This is a genomic window from Collinsella aerofaciens (assembly GCF_040915425.1).
In the GTDB taxonomy this organism is placed as follows: domain Bacteria; phylum Actinomycetota; class Coriobacteriia; order Coriobacteriales; family Coriobacteriaceae; genus Collinsella; species Collinsella aerofaciens_BW.
Map to the genome: position 1 here is coordinate 1 of NZ_JBCPDN010000061.1, position 14,548 is coordinate 14,548.

9 protein-coding genes are annotated in these 14,548 nt (G+C 60.7%); 5 read left to right on the top strand and 4 right to left on the bottom strand.

The window, feature by feature from the left end; all coding sequences use genetic code 11:
- Positions 1-2,063 (top strand): hydratase (locus tag AB5164_RS08280; protein ID WP_368147966.1); only part of this gene is annotated, 2,063 nt, incomplete at its 5' end.
- A 406-nt stretch (positions 2,064-2,469) separates the two neighbouring features.
- On the opposite strand, the gene AB5164_RS08285 is transcribed toward AB5164_RS08280, so the two are convergent.
- Positions 2,470-3,117 (bottom strand): hypothetical protein, encoded by a 648-nt coding sequence (locus AB5164_RS08285; protein ID WP_138340855.1) that lies wholly within the window; start codon positions 3,115-3,117, stop codon positions 2,470-2,472.
- Positions 3,118-3,741: 624 nt separating this feature from the next.
- On the opposite strand from AB5164_RS08285, the gene clpB reads away from it, so the two are divergent.
- The 3 genes from clpB to AB5164_RS08300 all read left to right on the top strand — a co-directional run bounded on the left by clpB (position 3,742) and on the right by AB5164_RS08300 (position 8,371).
- On the top strand, positions 3,742-6,369 hold the full coding sequence (gene clpB, locus AB5164_RS08290; protein ID WP_368142847.1) for an ATP-dependent chaperone ClpB: 2,628 nt from the start codon (positions 3,742-3,744) through the stop codon (positions 6,367-6,369).
- Positions 6,370-6,501: 132 nt separating this feature from the next.
- Positions 6,502-6,696, top strand: coding sequence for a hypothetical protein (locus tag AB5164_RS08295; protein ID WP_226812464.1), 195 nt, complete (start codon positions 6,502-6,504; stop codon positions 6,694-6,696).
- A 322-nt stretch (positions 6,697-7,018) separates the two neighbouring features.
- On the top strand, positions 7,019-8,371 hold the full coding sequence (locus AB5164_RS08300) for an ATP-binding protein (RefSeq protein WP_368142846.1): 1,353 nt from the start codon (positions 7,019-7,021) through the stop codon (positions 8,369-8,371).
- A gap of 73 nt (positions 8,372-8,444) precedes the next feature.
- On the opposite strand, the gene AB5164_RS08305 is transcribed toward AB5164_RS08300, so the two are convergent.
- The 3 genes from AB5164_RS08305 to AB5164_RS08315 all read right to left on the bottom strand — a co-directional run bounded on the left by AB5164_RS08305 (position 8,445) and on the right by AB5164_RS08315 (position 11,914).
- Entirely contained in the window at positions 8,445-9,947 is a 1,503-nt protein-coding gene (locus tag AB5164_RS08305; RefSeq protein WP_368142845.1) for a hypothetical protein, read from the bottom strand.
- A 233-nt stretch (positions 9,948-10,180) separates the two neighbouring features.
- Positions 10,181-11,188, bottom strand: a complete 1,008-nt coding sequence (locus AB5164_RS08310) for a DUF5692 family protein (protein WP_368142844.1) — start codon at positions 11,186-11,188, stop codon at positions 10,181-10,183.
- A 63-nt stretch (positions 11,189-11,251) separates the two neighbouring features.
- Positions 11,252-11,914: a TetR/AcrR family transcriptional regulator gene (locus AB5164_RS08315; RefSeq protein WP_368142842.1), complete on the bottom strand. Its 663-nt coding sequence runs from the start codon at positions 11,912-11,914 to the stop codon at positions 11,252-11,254.
- Between the two features lie 189 nt (positions 11,915-12,103).
- Between AB5164_RS08315 and AB5164_RS08320 the strand changes: the two genes are divergently transcribed.
- The coding region (locus AB5164_RS08320; protein ID WP_368147968.1) for an FAD-dependent oxidoreductase at positions 12,104-14,548 on the top strand (2,445 nt) is incomplete at its 3' end.

Below are 14,548 nucleotides of genomic sequence, written 5' to 3' on the forward strand. Positions count from 1 at the left end.
CCTCGGGCATGGAGCAGTTCCCGCTGCCCTACGTGCTCACCAACTGCCACAACTCGCTGTGCGCCGTGGGCGGCACCATCAACGAGGACGACCACGTCTTTGGTCTCTCGGCTGCCAAGAAGTACGGCGGCATCTTCGTCCCGCCGCACATCGCCGTCATCCACTCCTTTATGCGTGAGAATTTCGCCGGCTGTGGCAAGATGATCCTGGGCTCCGACTCGCACACCCGCTACGGCGCTCTGGGCACCATGGCCGTGGGCGAGGGCGGTGGCGAGCTGGCAAAGCAGCTGCTGCGCGACACCTACGATGTCGCCTGTCCCGGCGTCGTTGCCATCTACCTCACGGGCGCTCCGCGCCCCGGCGTTGGCCCGCACGACGTGGCGCTCGCCATCATCCGTGCCGTCTTTGCCAAGGGTTACGTTAAGAACAAGGTTATGGAGTTCGTGGGCCCCGGTATCGCGAGCATGACGACCGACTACCGCAACGGCGTCGACGTCATGACCACCGAGACCACCTGCCTGTCGAGCATCTGGGCCACCGACGAGGACACGCACGCGTTTTTGACCATGCACGGTCGCGGCGAGGACTACCGCGAGCTCAAGCCCGCCGATGTTGCCTACTACGACGGCTGCGTCGAAGTCGATCTGTCGAGTATCAAGCCCATGATCGCGTTGCCGTTCCATCCTTCTAACGGCTTTGAGATCGACGAGCTCAACGAGAACCTCGAGGACATTCTGCATGAGGTGGAGCTCGAGGCCGCCAAGATCGGCGAGGGCAAGACGCACTTTAGCCTGCTCGACAAGATCGTCGACGGCAAGCTGCACGTGCAGCAGGGCGTTATCGCCGGCTGCTCGGGCGGCAACTACGACTCCGTGGTCCAGGCTGCTCGCGTGCTCAAGGGCGCTAACACCGGCTGCGGCGAGTTCTCGCTGTCGGTCTATCCCACGAGCCAGCCCGTGGCACTCGAGCTTACACGCCGCGGCTACATCTACGACCTTATGGAGGCCGGCGCGATTGTGCGCACGGCATTCTGCGGCCCGTGCTTCGGCGCCGGCGACACGCCTGCCAACAACGGCCTTTCGATCCGCCACACCACGCGCAACTTCCCCAATCGCGAGGGTTCCAAGCCGGGCAACGGTCAGCTGAGCGCCGTGGCCCTGATGGACGCCCGCTCCATTGCGGCGACGGCTGCCAACGGCGGCGTCCTGACGCCGGCGACCGACCTGCCCGAGGAGACTTGGGACGAGGCCTGCGAGTACACCTTTGACGACGCGCCGTACAAGAAGCGCGTGTACTGGGGCTTTGGCAAGGCTGAGCCGGACGACGAGCTGGTCGAGGGCCCCAACATCAAGCCGTGGCCCGCGATGGAGCCTCTCGGCGACGACATCCTGCTCAAGGTGTGCTCCAAGATCATGGACCCGGTCACTACGACCGACGAGCTCATTCCCTCGGGCGAGACGAGCTCCTTCCGCTCCAACCCGCTGGGTCTGGCCGAGTTTACGCTCAGCCGTCGCGACCCTGCCTACGTGGGCCGCTCCAAGGAGGTCGACGCGGTGGAAAAGCGCCGCGTTGCCGGCGAGGCAGCGGGCGACCTGGCGGCACTCGATGCCGAGCTTGCCAGCGTGTTTGAGGCGCTGACCGGCGCGGGTGTCGCGGCCGATGCCAAGGCGACTGAGTACGGCTCCATGCTCTATGCCAAGAAGCCCGGTGACGGTTCTGCCCGCGAGCAGGCCGCGAGCTGCCAGCGCGTAATTGGCGGCCTGGCCAACATCGTCCACGAGTACGCCACCAAGCGCTATCGCTCCAACGTGATGAACTGGGGCATGGTGCCCTTCCAGATGGAGGCCGAGCCCAGCTTTGAGGTGGGCGACTACGTCTTTGTGCCGGGTATCCGCGCCGCGCTCGACGGCGACCTGAAGGACATCGCCGCTTACGTGGTTCGCGCCGATGGTGCGGTCGAGCAGATTGAGCTCTACATTGCCGATATGACGGCAGAGGAGCGTGCCATCGTCAAGGCCGGCTGCCTGATCAACTACAACAAGTTCAAGGCCGCTGCCGAGTAACTCTGCTGTACGCCCCGGCCACACCTTTCCCTCGTGCTCACGCGCTTCGCGAGGGTCGCCCGAGGGAAAGGTGTGGCCGGGGCTACTGCGACGTTCTCGTTGGGTCTTGAGGGACGCTAATAAATAGACTTGTTTGATGCCGCCTCCTTTTATTGGGGCGGCTTCTTTTTGTCGAAAACCACCACGAAGGGGTAGGCGCCTTTGCGGTGGTTCCGTTTGTCTCGACCTGTAACATCTGGGCCCCTATTTGACGAGCGGCTGTTACAGATTGAGACAAACGATCGCCGCCGATCATTTCATCTCAATCTGTAACATCTAGGATCGAAAAGGGCCGCTAGATGTTACAGATCGAGACAGTGGAACATCGGAACCGAAACCACCACAAAGGTGCCTGCCTGGCGGGTCCTTATTTCGATGGGGCCCAGGTTATTTCATCGTCAAATAGCCAAGTGCGTGCTGAGCCACTGTCGCGCGCTGTCTGTGGATCGGGCTCGCAAGTTTGTTCGTAGGCATCCTCGGTACACCGATCCATAAAATCGACGACTGCCGTCTGGTCGCCCTCCATGACGTAGATTACGTCGCCATCCGAGATATAGACCCCCGGTCCTTCATTGTCCACGCAGCCGGGGTCGTATGAGACGTTGCACAATTTGCTCCCGTTTGCCGCATCGAGCTCAAGGGTCGAATGATACCCGCCAACCATTTGGCCGTTCTTGGCTCGATATGTTGCGGCGCCGTACCACCGCTTAAACGTCTTGCCTTTGAGTAAACTGGTTGCCTTGCCGATAAGCTGCTCATCTTGGGTATAGCGCGTGGCTCCAAGTTCGATTCGGGGATAGTTACTGACCCCAAGCGCTGCGGGCGTACCGTCGAAATCGACGGTGATCGAATCGGGTTTGACGATATCGGTGAGGATTTCGATGGGGTAGCTTACGGTTTCAACCGCCGCCTGCGTTGCCGAGGCAGGGAGAAATGCGAGATAGATAATTCCTACGCCGACTGCGGTAATCGCAAACGCTAAGACGAGCAGGCCGATATAGGTGGAGCGTTTCACGGCGGGTACCTCGCAAACAGTATGCATTCATTAAGATAAGTGATACCAGCTTACGACAATATTCAAAAGAAAGCGATCGGTCGAAATGACGGGGCGAAAAGGCCCTATTGGGCTTCGATTTGACCTCTAATAGGAATATTTGCCTCCCCTCATTCTGGGCGAGGGGTCAAAATTGAGTTCACGAGTTTTGCGCAATACTATTCTCACTAAACCCGCTATTTTTACTATAAGCACTATAAAAACGACAGGGACGATGACGAGAGTATTGTGGCGTACGATAACCAAGCCGTTTAAGCCGGCACCCTTGTCTTGAATCGCCATCTATATCTGCGCGAACGGGCTATCGGTGGCTCTCGATTTTGTCGCTGTGCTCTCGTTGGATCTTGGGATCGCCAAACGTAGACTGGGCTTGATGTCGCCTCTTTTAATCGGGGCTGATTCTTCTCTGGACCACCACAAAGGTGCCTGTCCCCTTTGTGGTGGTTTGCATGTCATGAGAGCACTCATAAAATCTTATATATAGAGACTTAGATTTGTGTATAAGATCGTACAAAGCTGGCAACAATACTTCTCGAACAACGTGAAGCCGCCCCGTAGGGCGGCCGCCCCAAGAGAGGTGATTCCATGAGAATCGATAAGCTAGCAATGACGTCGCGCGAGGCGCTGCAGACCGCCATGAGCACGGCTGCCGATGCGCAGGCCGGCGCGGTGGAGCCGATTCATCTGCTGTCTGCCCTGCTCGGTGCCGGCGAGCGCAATATCTCCGTGATTATCGAGCGCATCGGTGCCGACCCGGCCCAGCTCGCACGCTCCACACAAGATGCCATTGACCACGCGCCTAAGGTTTCGGGCGAGGGCCAGCAGATGGGCCTGTCCAACGAGCTCGTCCGCGTCATCGAAAAGGCCGAGAAGAAGGCCACCAAGATGGGCGACAGCTTTGTGGTGACTGAGCATCTGCTGATGGCGCTTGCCGAGGACAAGGGCGAGGCGGGCCGCGTGCTGCGCGACGCCGGCGTCACCAAGGAGCGCATCGAGCAGGTCTACGAGGAGCTGCGTGGCGATGACCGCGTGACGTCTGCCGAGGACAAGACTCAGTTTGAGGCACTGGAGCAGTACGGTCGCAACATCTGCGACCTGGCCCGCGCCGGCAAGCTCGACCCGGTCATCGGTCGTACCGATGAGATTCGCCGCACCATCCAGGTCCTGTCCCGTCGCACCAAGAACAACCCCGTGCTCATCGGTGAGCCGGGCGTCGGCAAGACGGCCATCGTCGAGGGCATCGCCCAGCGTATCGTGGCCGGCGACGTGCCGAGCACCCTGCGCGACCGCGACCTTATCGAGCTCGACATGAGCGCGCTGGTCGCCGGCGCCAAGTACCGCGGCGAGTTCGAGGACCGCTTGAAGGCCGTGCTCAAGGAAGTGCAAAAGTCCGAGGGCAAGGTCATCCTGTTCATCGATGAGCTCCACACCATCGTGGGCGCGGGTGCCACCGAGGGCTCCATGGACGCCGGCAACATCCTCAAGCCGGCGCTTGCCCGTGGCGACCTGCACGCGATTGGCGCGACCACGCTCGACGAATACCGCAAGTACATCGAGAAGGACGCGGCGCTCGCCCGTCGTTTCCAGACCGTGATGGTCTCCGAGCCTACCGTCGAGGACACCATTTCGATCCTGCGTGGTCTGAAGGAGAAGTACGAGATCTTCCACGGTGTGCATATCACCGATAGCGCGCTCGTGGCAGCTGCCGACCTCTCCGATCGCTACATCGCCGACCGCTTCCTGCCCGACAAGGCCATCGATTTGGTCGATGAGGCGGCAAGCCGCCTGCGCATGGAACTCGACAGCATGCCGGTCGAGATCGACGCCACCACGCGTCAGCTCACTCAGCTGCAGATCGAGGAACAGGCGCTCATGAAAGAGACCGATGACGCCTCCAAGGAGCGTCTGGAGGCCCTGCGCCAGGAGATTGCCGAGGTCCAGGAAAAACTCAACGTGCAAAAGGCCGGCTGGCTCAACCAGAAGAACGCCATTGACCACGTGCAGGAGCTTAAGAGCCAGCTTGACGAGGCCAAGAGCGAGGAGGAGCGCGCGACGCGCAACGGCGATTTGGGTCGTGCGTCCGAGCTGCGCTACTCCGTGATTCCGGGCCTGCATCAGCAGATTCAGGATTCCGAGGCCGCGCTCGAGGCACAAAAGCAGCAGGACGGCGGGGGCCTCAACGAGCAGGTGACCTCCGACGAGATCGCCGAGGTCGTGAGCGCCTGGACCGGCGTGCCCGTGTCCAAGATGATGCAGGGCGAGCTCGACAAGTTGAAGGGCCTGGAGGGCGAGCTGCATAAGCGCGTCATCGGTCAGGACGAGGCCGTCTCCGCCGTTGCCGCGGCCGTGCGCCGCAGCCGTGCGGGTCTCTCCGATCCGGACAAGCCCATCGGCAGCTTCTTCTTCCTGGGCCCCACCGGTGTAGGCAAGACCGAGCTCGCCAAGGCGCTGGCCGAGTGCCTGTTCGATGACGAGCGCGCGCTCGTGCGTATCGACATGTCCGAATACATGGAGAAGTTCAGCGTCCAGCGTCTGATCGGTGCGCCCCCGGGATACGTGGGCTACGACGAGGGCGGCCAGCTCACCGAGGCCGTGCGCCGTCGCCCGTACTCCGTAATCTTGCTCGACGAGATGGAGAAGGCTCATCCTGATGTCTTCAACGTGCTGTTGCAGGTGCTCGACGACGGCCGTCTGACCGATGGCCAGGGTCGTCAGGTGTCCTTCAAGAACACGATCATCATCATGACGTCTAACGTGGGCTCCAAGGCTATCGCCGAGCTTTCCGGCAAGGACGAGGAGGAGATGCGCCATCAGGTCGACGCGGCCATGGCTCAGACCTTCCGCCCCGAGTTCCTCAACCGTATCGACGATATCGTGGTGTTCCATCCGCTCGGTATGGCGCAGATCGAGAAGATCGTCGACATCCAGCTCGCCGACGTCCGCGCGCGTCTGGCCAAGGAGCGCATGACGCTTGCCATCACCCCGGCGGCCAAGCAGATGCTCGCCGTGGGCGGCCTGGACCCGGTCTTTGGCGCCCGTCCGCTCAAGCGTCTGGTTCAGCGCGAGGTCGTGGATGCCATCGCCGCCGCTATCATCGACGGCACGGTGCGCGAGGGCGATCAGGTGACGGTCGATGTCGACAAGGACGGTGGCTTTACCGTCGTGTGCGACAACACGCCGGCGGCCACCTACGAGGTCCCCGACGCAGAGTAGATTTATGGGACATGCCTTAAAATCTGCCAGCCGTCTCTAAACGCCAAGGGCGGCGGATCCAATTGGGTCCGCCGCCCTTTTTCGTGCGACAATCGATAATGTTGAACGGATGCGATGCAAGGAGCTATGCAGATGAAAGACGAGATCAAGACAAGTGCGCCGGCGACCGATGCCGCACCCGCCGCACCCAAGCCTGTGCCTAAGCCGGCACCCAAGCCGCGCGACCCCTACATCCGTGCCGAGAACGAGGACGACGACGGCTACGATCCCTACAGCGATCGCCGCCCCGAGCGCGAGCCAATGTTCGAAGCCGACCCCTGGCGTTGAGTGCCACCAAAAAGGCCACCAAAAAGTTGCGGTGAAATAGGGACTGTTTTGCGGTTTGACCAGCAAAAACAGTCCCTATTTCACCGCAACTGCGTTAGGGATTTTTCTACAGGGGGAGGGTAGTCAAAAAAGCCCCGTCCCAAATTGACTGCTCGGGGAGTCGCATTCGAGCTCGGTTGTCCTCTTAGCCACTCGATATCCTTCGGAGCAATAACGGTGATAAAACTTGCTTAAGTGTTAATCAAGCCACACACAATCTTGCTCTCTATCTAATCAAGAATCAGTATAATTTTGATTAGCTAGAGAGCAAGATTGGAGAATCATGGCATTCAACGACTTGATCGCCCAGAAAATAAAGGACTTTGAACAGCAGGGGGTTCCGCAGGTCTTTGAGCGAGACCTGGATCTAGGAAACCCACAGGAGCCAAAGCGCGACAACATCGTAAATGTGATTGTGGGGGCCCGCCGTTGTGGAAAGACGTATCGCCTGTATCAGGAGATGCGGCGGCTTCAGAGCCGGGGCGTCGAGCTTGACCGGATGCTTTACTTCAATTTTGAGGATGAGCGCTTGCGCCCGTATGAGCCATCGCTGCTGGCGGACGTGCTCGACACGTTCTATGCGCTGTATCCTGCTGCTCGAACCGAGGGCGCTTACATTTTCTTTGACGAGATCCAGGAAATTCCCGAATGGGGTGCGTTTCTGCGGCGTGTAGTCGATACGGAGAAAGCGACCGTCTATGTGACGGGATCTTCTTCCAAGATGCTGTCCTCAGAGCTTAAGAGCGAGTTCAGGGGTCGTTCTCTTATACGGGAGCTTTTTCCGTTGAGTTTTTCGGAATACGTTCGATATAAGACGGGGAACGTTTTCGAGCCAGATGCGACCTTTTCCCCAAGAGATGCAGCGCTGCTTCGACATCATCTGATCGGATATCTTGAACGAGGGGGATTCATCGCGACGCTTGAGCAGACGCCCACAGACGCGATTCAGCTGCTACAGGAATATGCTTCGCGAACGGTCGCTATGGACGTCGTTGAGCGTTACGACGTCAAGAACCCTCGCTTGGCATCGCTGTTCCTAACGCGGTGTATGGCATCTTCGGGACGAGAGCTGTCGGTGAACAAAGTGTACAACGAGTTCAAGAGCAGGCAGATACCCGTCAGTCGTAATTCGCTCAGCGACTTACTTGAGTATTATGAGGACGCCTACCTGCTGTTCTCCGTGCCGGAGTTCACGCGTTCACTGGCAAATAACATGCGGTCTGCGTCTAAGGTCTACGCTGTCGATCCTGCGATGTTTGGAGCATTCTCTCCGGCATCGGCATTGGACCAGGGCCAGAGGCTCGAGACCGCAGTGTTCAACGCGCTAAGAAGAAGGACTCCCGCGGTGAGGATCGGATCGGTCTGCCGCCTGCTGATCAAAGAGAAGAGCAAAAGCCATGAGGTGGACTTTGTGGCTGGGGACGCACTTCTCATGCGGGCTTATAGCCTGATTCAGGTGAGTGTGGATATGGCAAGTGAGAAAACGCGCGAGCGCGAAATTGCCGCGCTTGATGCCTCGATGGCCCAGTTCGATCTTGGCGAGTCGGCAATCGTTACCATGGATGAGCAGGCCGATATTCCATGCGAGCACGGTGTGGTACACGTTGTTCCCGCATGGAAGTGGCTCCTTGCCTAACCATCTACGGATCTGTGGGGCCAGGACCTCCTGGCCCCTTCATCACGGTTGGGGAGCACCATGATGCGCCCGGCTAATCCTGGGCCTTGATGCTCGGCATCAGAATCTGGGCGAGGTAGTCGGTCTCGAGTTTGGTCGCGGCGTCGGCTTTGCCGTCTTTGCCGACCAGTACGTTCTTGATCTGGCTATAGGTGTAGCGGTTGCCGGTCGTAAGCTCGACAAGCTCAATGGCCGTGTCCATGGGGTAGGTTGACACGGGGTTCTGCGTCCGTCCGTTGATGGTCTGGGGCACCACGTACGGATAGACGGGGCCGCTGGCGTAGACGGTATAACCGTTGCCTAGATTGGCCGCACCCAAAACCGTATCGCCTTCATCGGGCGTAAAGCTCTCGCCCTCGCACACCGCGACGAGCGTCACAATCGGCGTATCGCTGTCGCCGGCAAGATAGATGCATAGCGTGCTGCCATTTTGCCAAGTCTCGACCTTGCCGTACCACTCGACGGGGATATCGAGCTGGTAGAGGTCGGTTGCCTTGTGACGGGCGTCGGCATCATGGGCCGCCTGTGCCTTTTGCGCGCTTACGGCGTTGGCGGCGGCATCGCGGCGTGTAATTGCCGCCTGCTGGAGTATCTTTGCCGCGGCGGCGGAGCTCGCGCCGCCTTCCTCGGCATACTTGGCGGCGGCATCGATCTGGTCGTCAGTCACCGTGTCGGCCGAAGGCACCTTGAGCTTAAAGGTGGCCTGGGCACTCAAATCCTGTCCATCGCTCTTAATGGTGACTTGCGCCTTGGTGGTCGGGACGGTGTAGATGGTGCCGTCGGCCGCGATGGGGGAGGCGGCGATGGAGAGCGTGTAATCGCCGGGCAGTAGCTTAATGCCGCGACCGTGCTCGTCAACATAGAGCGTTTCGCTCACGGAGGAGCCATCAGCGTCCTGACCGCTCACCTGTACGGGAATCTTGGAGCCGGTGGAACAGTCAAGGCCCGCGGCGTGCACGCCAATCTGCACTGACATCATCGTGTGGGCATTGGCGGCGACAGCGGCAGCCTGCTCTTGCTGATATCCGTTCCAGGCAGCATAGCCTGCACCGCCGGCGACGAGCGCGACGGCCACAACGCCGGCAACCATCAGGTTGCGGCGCTTGGGCGACATCTTGCGATGGCGAACCTCGGCTTCGCGTGCCGAAGGAACGGACGGTAGGGGAATATCGCCCATGGCGATGGTCTCGTCCACGGCAGGAGCGGAGCCCAGGCCGGGAAGCTCGCGGGTCAGCGAATCTTCGGCCGGCAAGCTGCCGAGCAAGATGGTTTCCTCGCTCGTGTCGGATTCGGGCTGGTCGTCGGCCTCGCATTCGGATTCCTCGTGCCCCGTCTCGTCTTCGGTGGGCGCGGCGCCATCGTCTTTTGCATCCTGATCATCGGGCTGCGCCTCGATTTCCGGCTCATCCCGCACATCAACGCTCGAATCGTCAAACGCAATCTCGGCCAGCGCGATCTGGTCTAGACTCTCCAGGGCCTCGGCACACGCTTCTGCATCTTGGGCCGCATCCTCTTGGCCCATCGTCTCATCTTTCATATATCCCCCAAGCTCAATATCGGGACAACACTGTACCCAAAAATGGAGCCATATAAAGCGCATGCGAAATATAAGATCCGATTTAACCCGAGCGCATCGTTCAACCGCATCCTTGCGGCAGCAAAAAGCCCCCGGAACGCGAACGGATCACATTCCGGGGGCTCTGCAATGCGTTGAGTTGCGCGGAGCCGGCTATGCGGCTTCGTACTCAAGCGATGTTTGCGTCAGGCGCGTTACTCGGCGTGCGCGTAATCAACCTTGGCGCGGCGAGCGGTAGCCTTCTCCCAATCGCTGGTGCCCTCAAAGACATCCTGCTTGTAGGGATTGCGGCCGAGCTTCTTGGCGCGGTAGGCGATGTAGATGATCGCGGCGACGTTGGCGATCAGTGCGGCGATCGAGATCGCGGTAGCGGCGCCGGGGTCGAGCGTGGAGTGGGTCACAAAGATGGACTCCTCCTGGAAGAACGGGAACACCTGGGCAAACATGCACCAAATGGCCAGCGTAAAGGCGCGGTTCTGGATCCAGCCGCCCTTGTTCCAGATAAAGGCGGCGACGGTGGGCGCCAGCAGCAGCGCAAAGCCGCAGAACCAGGAGTGGGTGGGCAGGCAGTTGTAGGTGTAGCAGAAGTTCCAGATATCGTAGGCGATGATGTAGACCCAGGTCATGTCGGGCCACAGCATATCGGTCTTGTCCTCGGAGGCGTAGACGCTCCACCAACCGGTCATGCAGAAGATGTTGATGAGACCGGCGATGCCGTTGAACACGTTGTTCCAGCCGGCCAGCTGCGTAGCACCTTCGGAGGTGACCCAAGTGGACTGGCCCAGGACAAAGAAGTGATAGGCGCTCTCGAAGTCGGACACGACGGCGATCAAGATGTTGATGGCGACGATCACAAACGGCCACGCGCGGAACCAATGCGCCTTGCCGATCTTGCCCCACTGATACTTAATGGCGATGAAGCCCCAGCAACCGGCCAGCGCAGCGTATACCTTGGCGTAGTGGAACCAGCTGTTCTGGTACACATGGGTGGGGTTGGTGAGCGCCCACTCGGCACCCTGCGAAACGCCCACGGCGATAGCGACGCAGTAGATGGTCATGGCCAGCGGAGCCACGCCAAAGATGATTGCCGCGCCCAGCTTGGTGCGGCGGCCGACCTCGTTGAGCACGATCAGGCCAATAAAGACCATGGCCCAGCCGGCCCAGTGGATAAGGGTATCGCTACCCCAAACATCGAACAGCATGCTGCTCTCCTTTCACACGCCCGCGGCCCCTCTTCTGATCGCGGGCAGTTTGGCCAAATGTCGTCAGTTCTGGGGCATGCGCTCCGGATACTTGGCGGTATAGCCCTCGATGTGGAGTGTCGAGGCGATGATTTCCTTGACCGTCTCGTCGGGCACATCGGGGTGCGTGCGGATATACATCAACAACCCCATGATGAGGGTATAGAACGTTTCGTAGACATGGTCGATGCGCAGCTCGTGATGGGCGACAAAGTCCACCACGGTGGTGTCGCAGATGTACTGAGCCACGCGCTGAACCACGTTGTGCAGAAAGCCGCCGTAGAGTGCGCCGCTGTTGGAGGTCAGAGTGTGCGGCAGTTCGTGGCCGCTGGCGACCAGACGCTTAAAGAGCGGGGCGACGGTGTCGAGCGCGCCCTCGATATCACCGACGGTGCGGCCGGCGTTCCACTGCTCGAGCTCGGAGATAAAACCGTCGATCGCCTCGTCCATAACAGCGGTGACGGCGGCGTCCATGTCGGCAAAGTAGTGGTAGAACAATGAACGCGTGCAGCCGGCTCGTTTGGTCACGGCCGATACCGATAGGTGGGACACGCCCAACTCGGAGCTTACGGTGCGCACGGCATCGAGGATCTCGCGACGGCGTTCGTCGCCCGTCAGGCGCTTTGCCGCGCTAGCGGATGCAGGGACGGCATCGACCACAGAGGTACCTGCTGCGTTGTTGCCCATGTTTTGCCGCCTTTCATCCTCTTTTGCCTGACCGTTCGCCTAACAGTCTTGAATATTGTTGACGGTTCGTCAATACTATTTTTGACACAATGTCAACAATGGCGGGTGAACGGCATGGGGGCATGCCCGGCCTGCAAAAAAAGAGGGGCGCTGCGGCCTCGTCGGGCTGCGGCAAGAGAAGGGACAACCATGATTCTCAACGGACCGGGGATTAGCTACACCGAGCCCGACATCGGTTCGGAGTTCGTGCCGCCGCTGCCGGAGCATCCGCGCGAGGCCATCGTCAAGCTGTGCGAGCACTGCACCAACCGTCTGCTGCATCGCGATGAGCTGCTGGGCTACGAGTACTGGTCGTTTGCCGAGGCCGCGACTGACGAGCAAGCCGAAGTGCTCTGCAAGATGAAGATGCGCCGTCCCTATACGCTGCCCGAGATGGTCAAGCTCACCGGCATGACCGAAGCCGATATCGAGAAGATGCTCGACGATATGAGCTACACGGGCCTGCTCGAGTACAACTGGGAGAATCCCGAGCGCGCCAAGCAGTGGGTGCTGCCCATGCTGGTGCCGGGTTCCGCCGAGTTCCTCAACATGCGCGTGAGCCAGCTCGACGAGCACCCGGTCTATGCCAAGTTCTTTGAGCAGGCGTCCAAGGGGCCGCTGTCCAAGGCTACGCCGATGGTGCCGCCCGGTGGCGCCGGCATCGGCATGCACGTCATTCCGGTCGAGAAGGCCATCGACGCCGCGAGCACCTCGGTGCCGATCGAGCATATCGAGCACTGGCTCGACAAATACGATGGCAAATATGCCGCCAGCACCTGCAGCTGCCGCGCGAGCCGTCGCGTGATGGGTGAGGGCTGCGCCGACGACCCCGCCGACTGGTGCATTGCCGTGGGCGATATGGCCGACTATGTGGTTGAGACCGACCGCGGCCATTACGTGACGCGCGACGAGGTCTACGACATCCTGCGCCAGGCCGAGGACAACGGCTTTGTGCACCAGATCACCAATATCGACGGCGAGAACAAGATCTTCGCTATCTGCAACTGCAACGTCAACGTGTGCTACGCCCTGCGCACCTCTCAGCTGTTCAACACGCCCAACCTGTCGCGCTCGGCCTATGTCGCCAAGGTCGAGAAGGACAAGTGCGTGGCCTGCGGTCGCTGCGTTGAGGTGTGCCCGGCCGGCGCCGCCAAGCTCGGCCAGAAGCTCTGCAGCAAAAAGGCCGGCGGACAGGTGCCCGAGTATCCGCGCCAGGAGCTGCCCGACGCCACCAAGTGGGACCACACCAAGTGGTCGCCCAACTACCGCAACGACAACCGCATCGAGACGCATGAGACCGGCACCGCTCCCTGCAAGACGGCCTGCCCCGCGCACGTTGCCGTTCAGGGCTATTTGAAGCTCGCGGCTCAGGGTCGCTATGACGAGGCCCTAGCACTCATTAAGCGCGAGAACCCGCTGCCCGCTATCTGCGGCCGTGTGTGCAACCGCCGCTGCGAGGATGCCTGCACCCGCGGCCGTGTGGACGCCGCCGTGGCTATCGACGAGGTCAAGAAGTTTATCGCCCAGCGCGATCTGGACGCCGCGACCCGCTATGTCCCACCTGTGGTGACCCCGACGCGTGCCGGCGGCTTCGACCAGAAGATCGCCATTATCGGTGCCGGCCCGGCCGGTCTGTCCTGTGCTTTCTATCTGGCCGAGAAGGGCTACAAGCCTGTCGTGTTCGAGAAGAACGAGCGCCCGGGCGGCATGCTCACCTACGGTATTCCCAGCTTTAAGCTGCAGAAGGACGTCATCGAGGCCGAGGTCGAGATCATTCGTCTGATGGGTGCCGAGTTCCGCTATGGCGTGGAGGTCGGTCGCGACGTGACGCTCGACGAGCTGCGCGAGCAGGGCTTTAAGGCCTTCTACGTGGCTATTGGCTGCCAGGGCGGCCGCCTTGCCGGTATTCCGGGCGAGGATGCCGAGGACGTGACCGTGGCCGTCGACTTTTTGCGCGAGGTCAACAGCGGCAAGATCGACGCGCTGCCCGGCCGCACCATCGTAGTGGGTGGCGGCAACGTGGCTATCGATGTCGCGCGCAACGCCTGCCGTCTGGGCTCCGAGCATGTTGAGATGTTCTGCCTGGAGAGCGAGGCGCAGATGCCCGCCAGCGAGGAGGAGCGTCGCGAGGCCGTTGAGGACGGCGCTCACATCAGCTGCGGCTGGGGTCCCAAGGAGGTTCACCTGGACGAGGCCGGTCGTGTGTGCGGTATCACCTTCAAGCGCTGCACGCGTGTCTTTGACAACGAGGGCCGGTTTGCGCCCGAGTACGACGAGAACGATCTGCGCCGTGTCGATGCCGACCGTGTCGTCATGTCGATTGGCCAGTCCATTGTGTGGGGCAATCTGCTGGCTGGCTCCAAGGTGGAGCTCGGCCGCGGCCAGGGTGCCCTTGCCGATCCCCAGACTTACCAGACCGCCGAACCCGACATCTTTGTGGGTGGCGACGTCTACACTGGCCCCAGCTTTGCCATCGACGCTATCGCCGCCGGTCACGAGGCCGCGGTGTCCATCCATCGCTTTGTGCAGCCGGGCTCCACGCTCACCATCGGCCGCAACCAGCGCCGCTACACCGCGCTCGACCGCGACGACGTT

Coding starts and splice junctions, on each gene's coding strand:
- clpB (WP_368142847.1), top strand. CDS start 3,742: ATGAGAATCGATAAGCTAGCAATGACGTCGCGCGAGGCGCTGCAGACC.
- AB5164_RS08295 (WP_226812464.1), top strand. CDS start 6,502: ATGAAAGACGAGATCAAGACAAGTGCGCCGGCGACCGATGCCGCACCC.
- AB5164_RS08300 (WP_368142846.1), top strand. CDS start 7,019: ATGGCATTCAACGACTTGATCGCCCAGAAAATAAAGGACTTTGAACAG.
- AB5164_RS08305 (WP_368142845.1), bottom strand. CDS start 9,947: ATGAAAGATGAGACGATGGGCCAAGAGGATGCGGCCCAAGATGCAGAA.
- AB5164_RS08310 (WP_368142844.1), bottom strand. CDS start 11,188: ATGCTGTTCGATGTTTGGGGTAGCGATACCCTTATCCACTGGGCCGGC.
- AB5164_RS08315 (WP_368142842.1), bottom strand. CDS start 11,914: ATGGGCAACAACGCAGCAGGTACCTCTGTGGTCGATGCCGTCCCTGCA.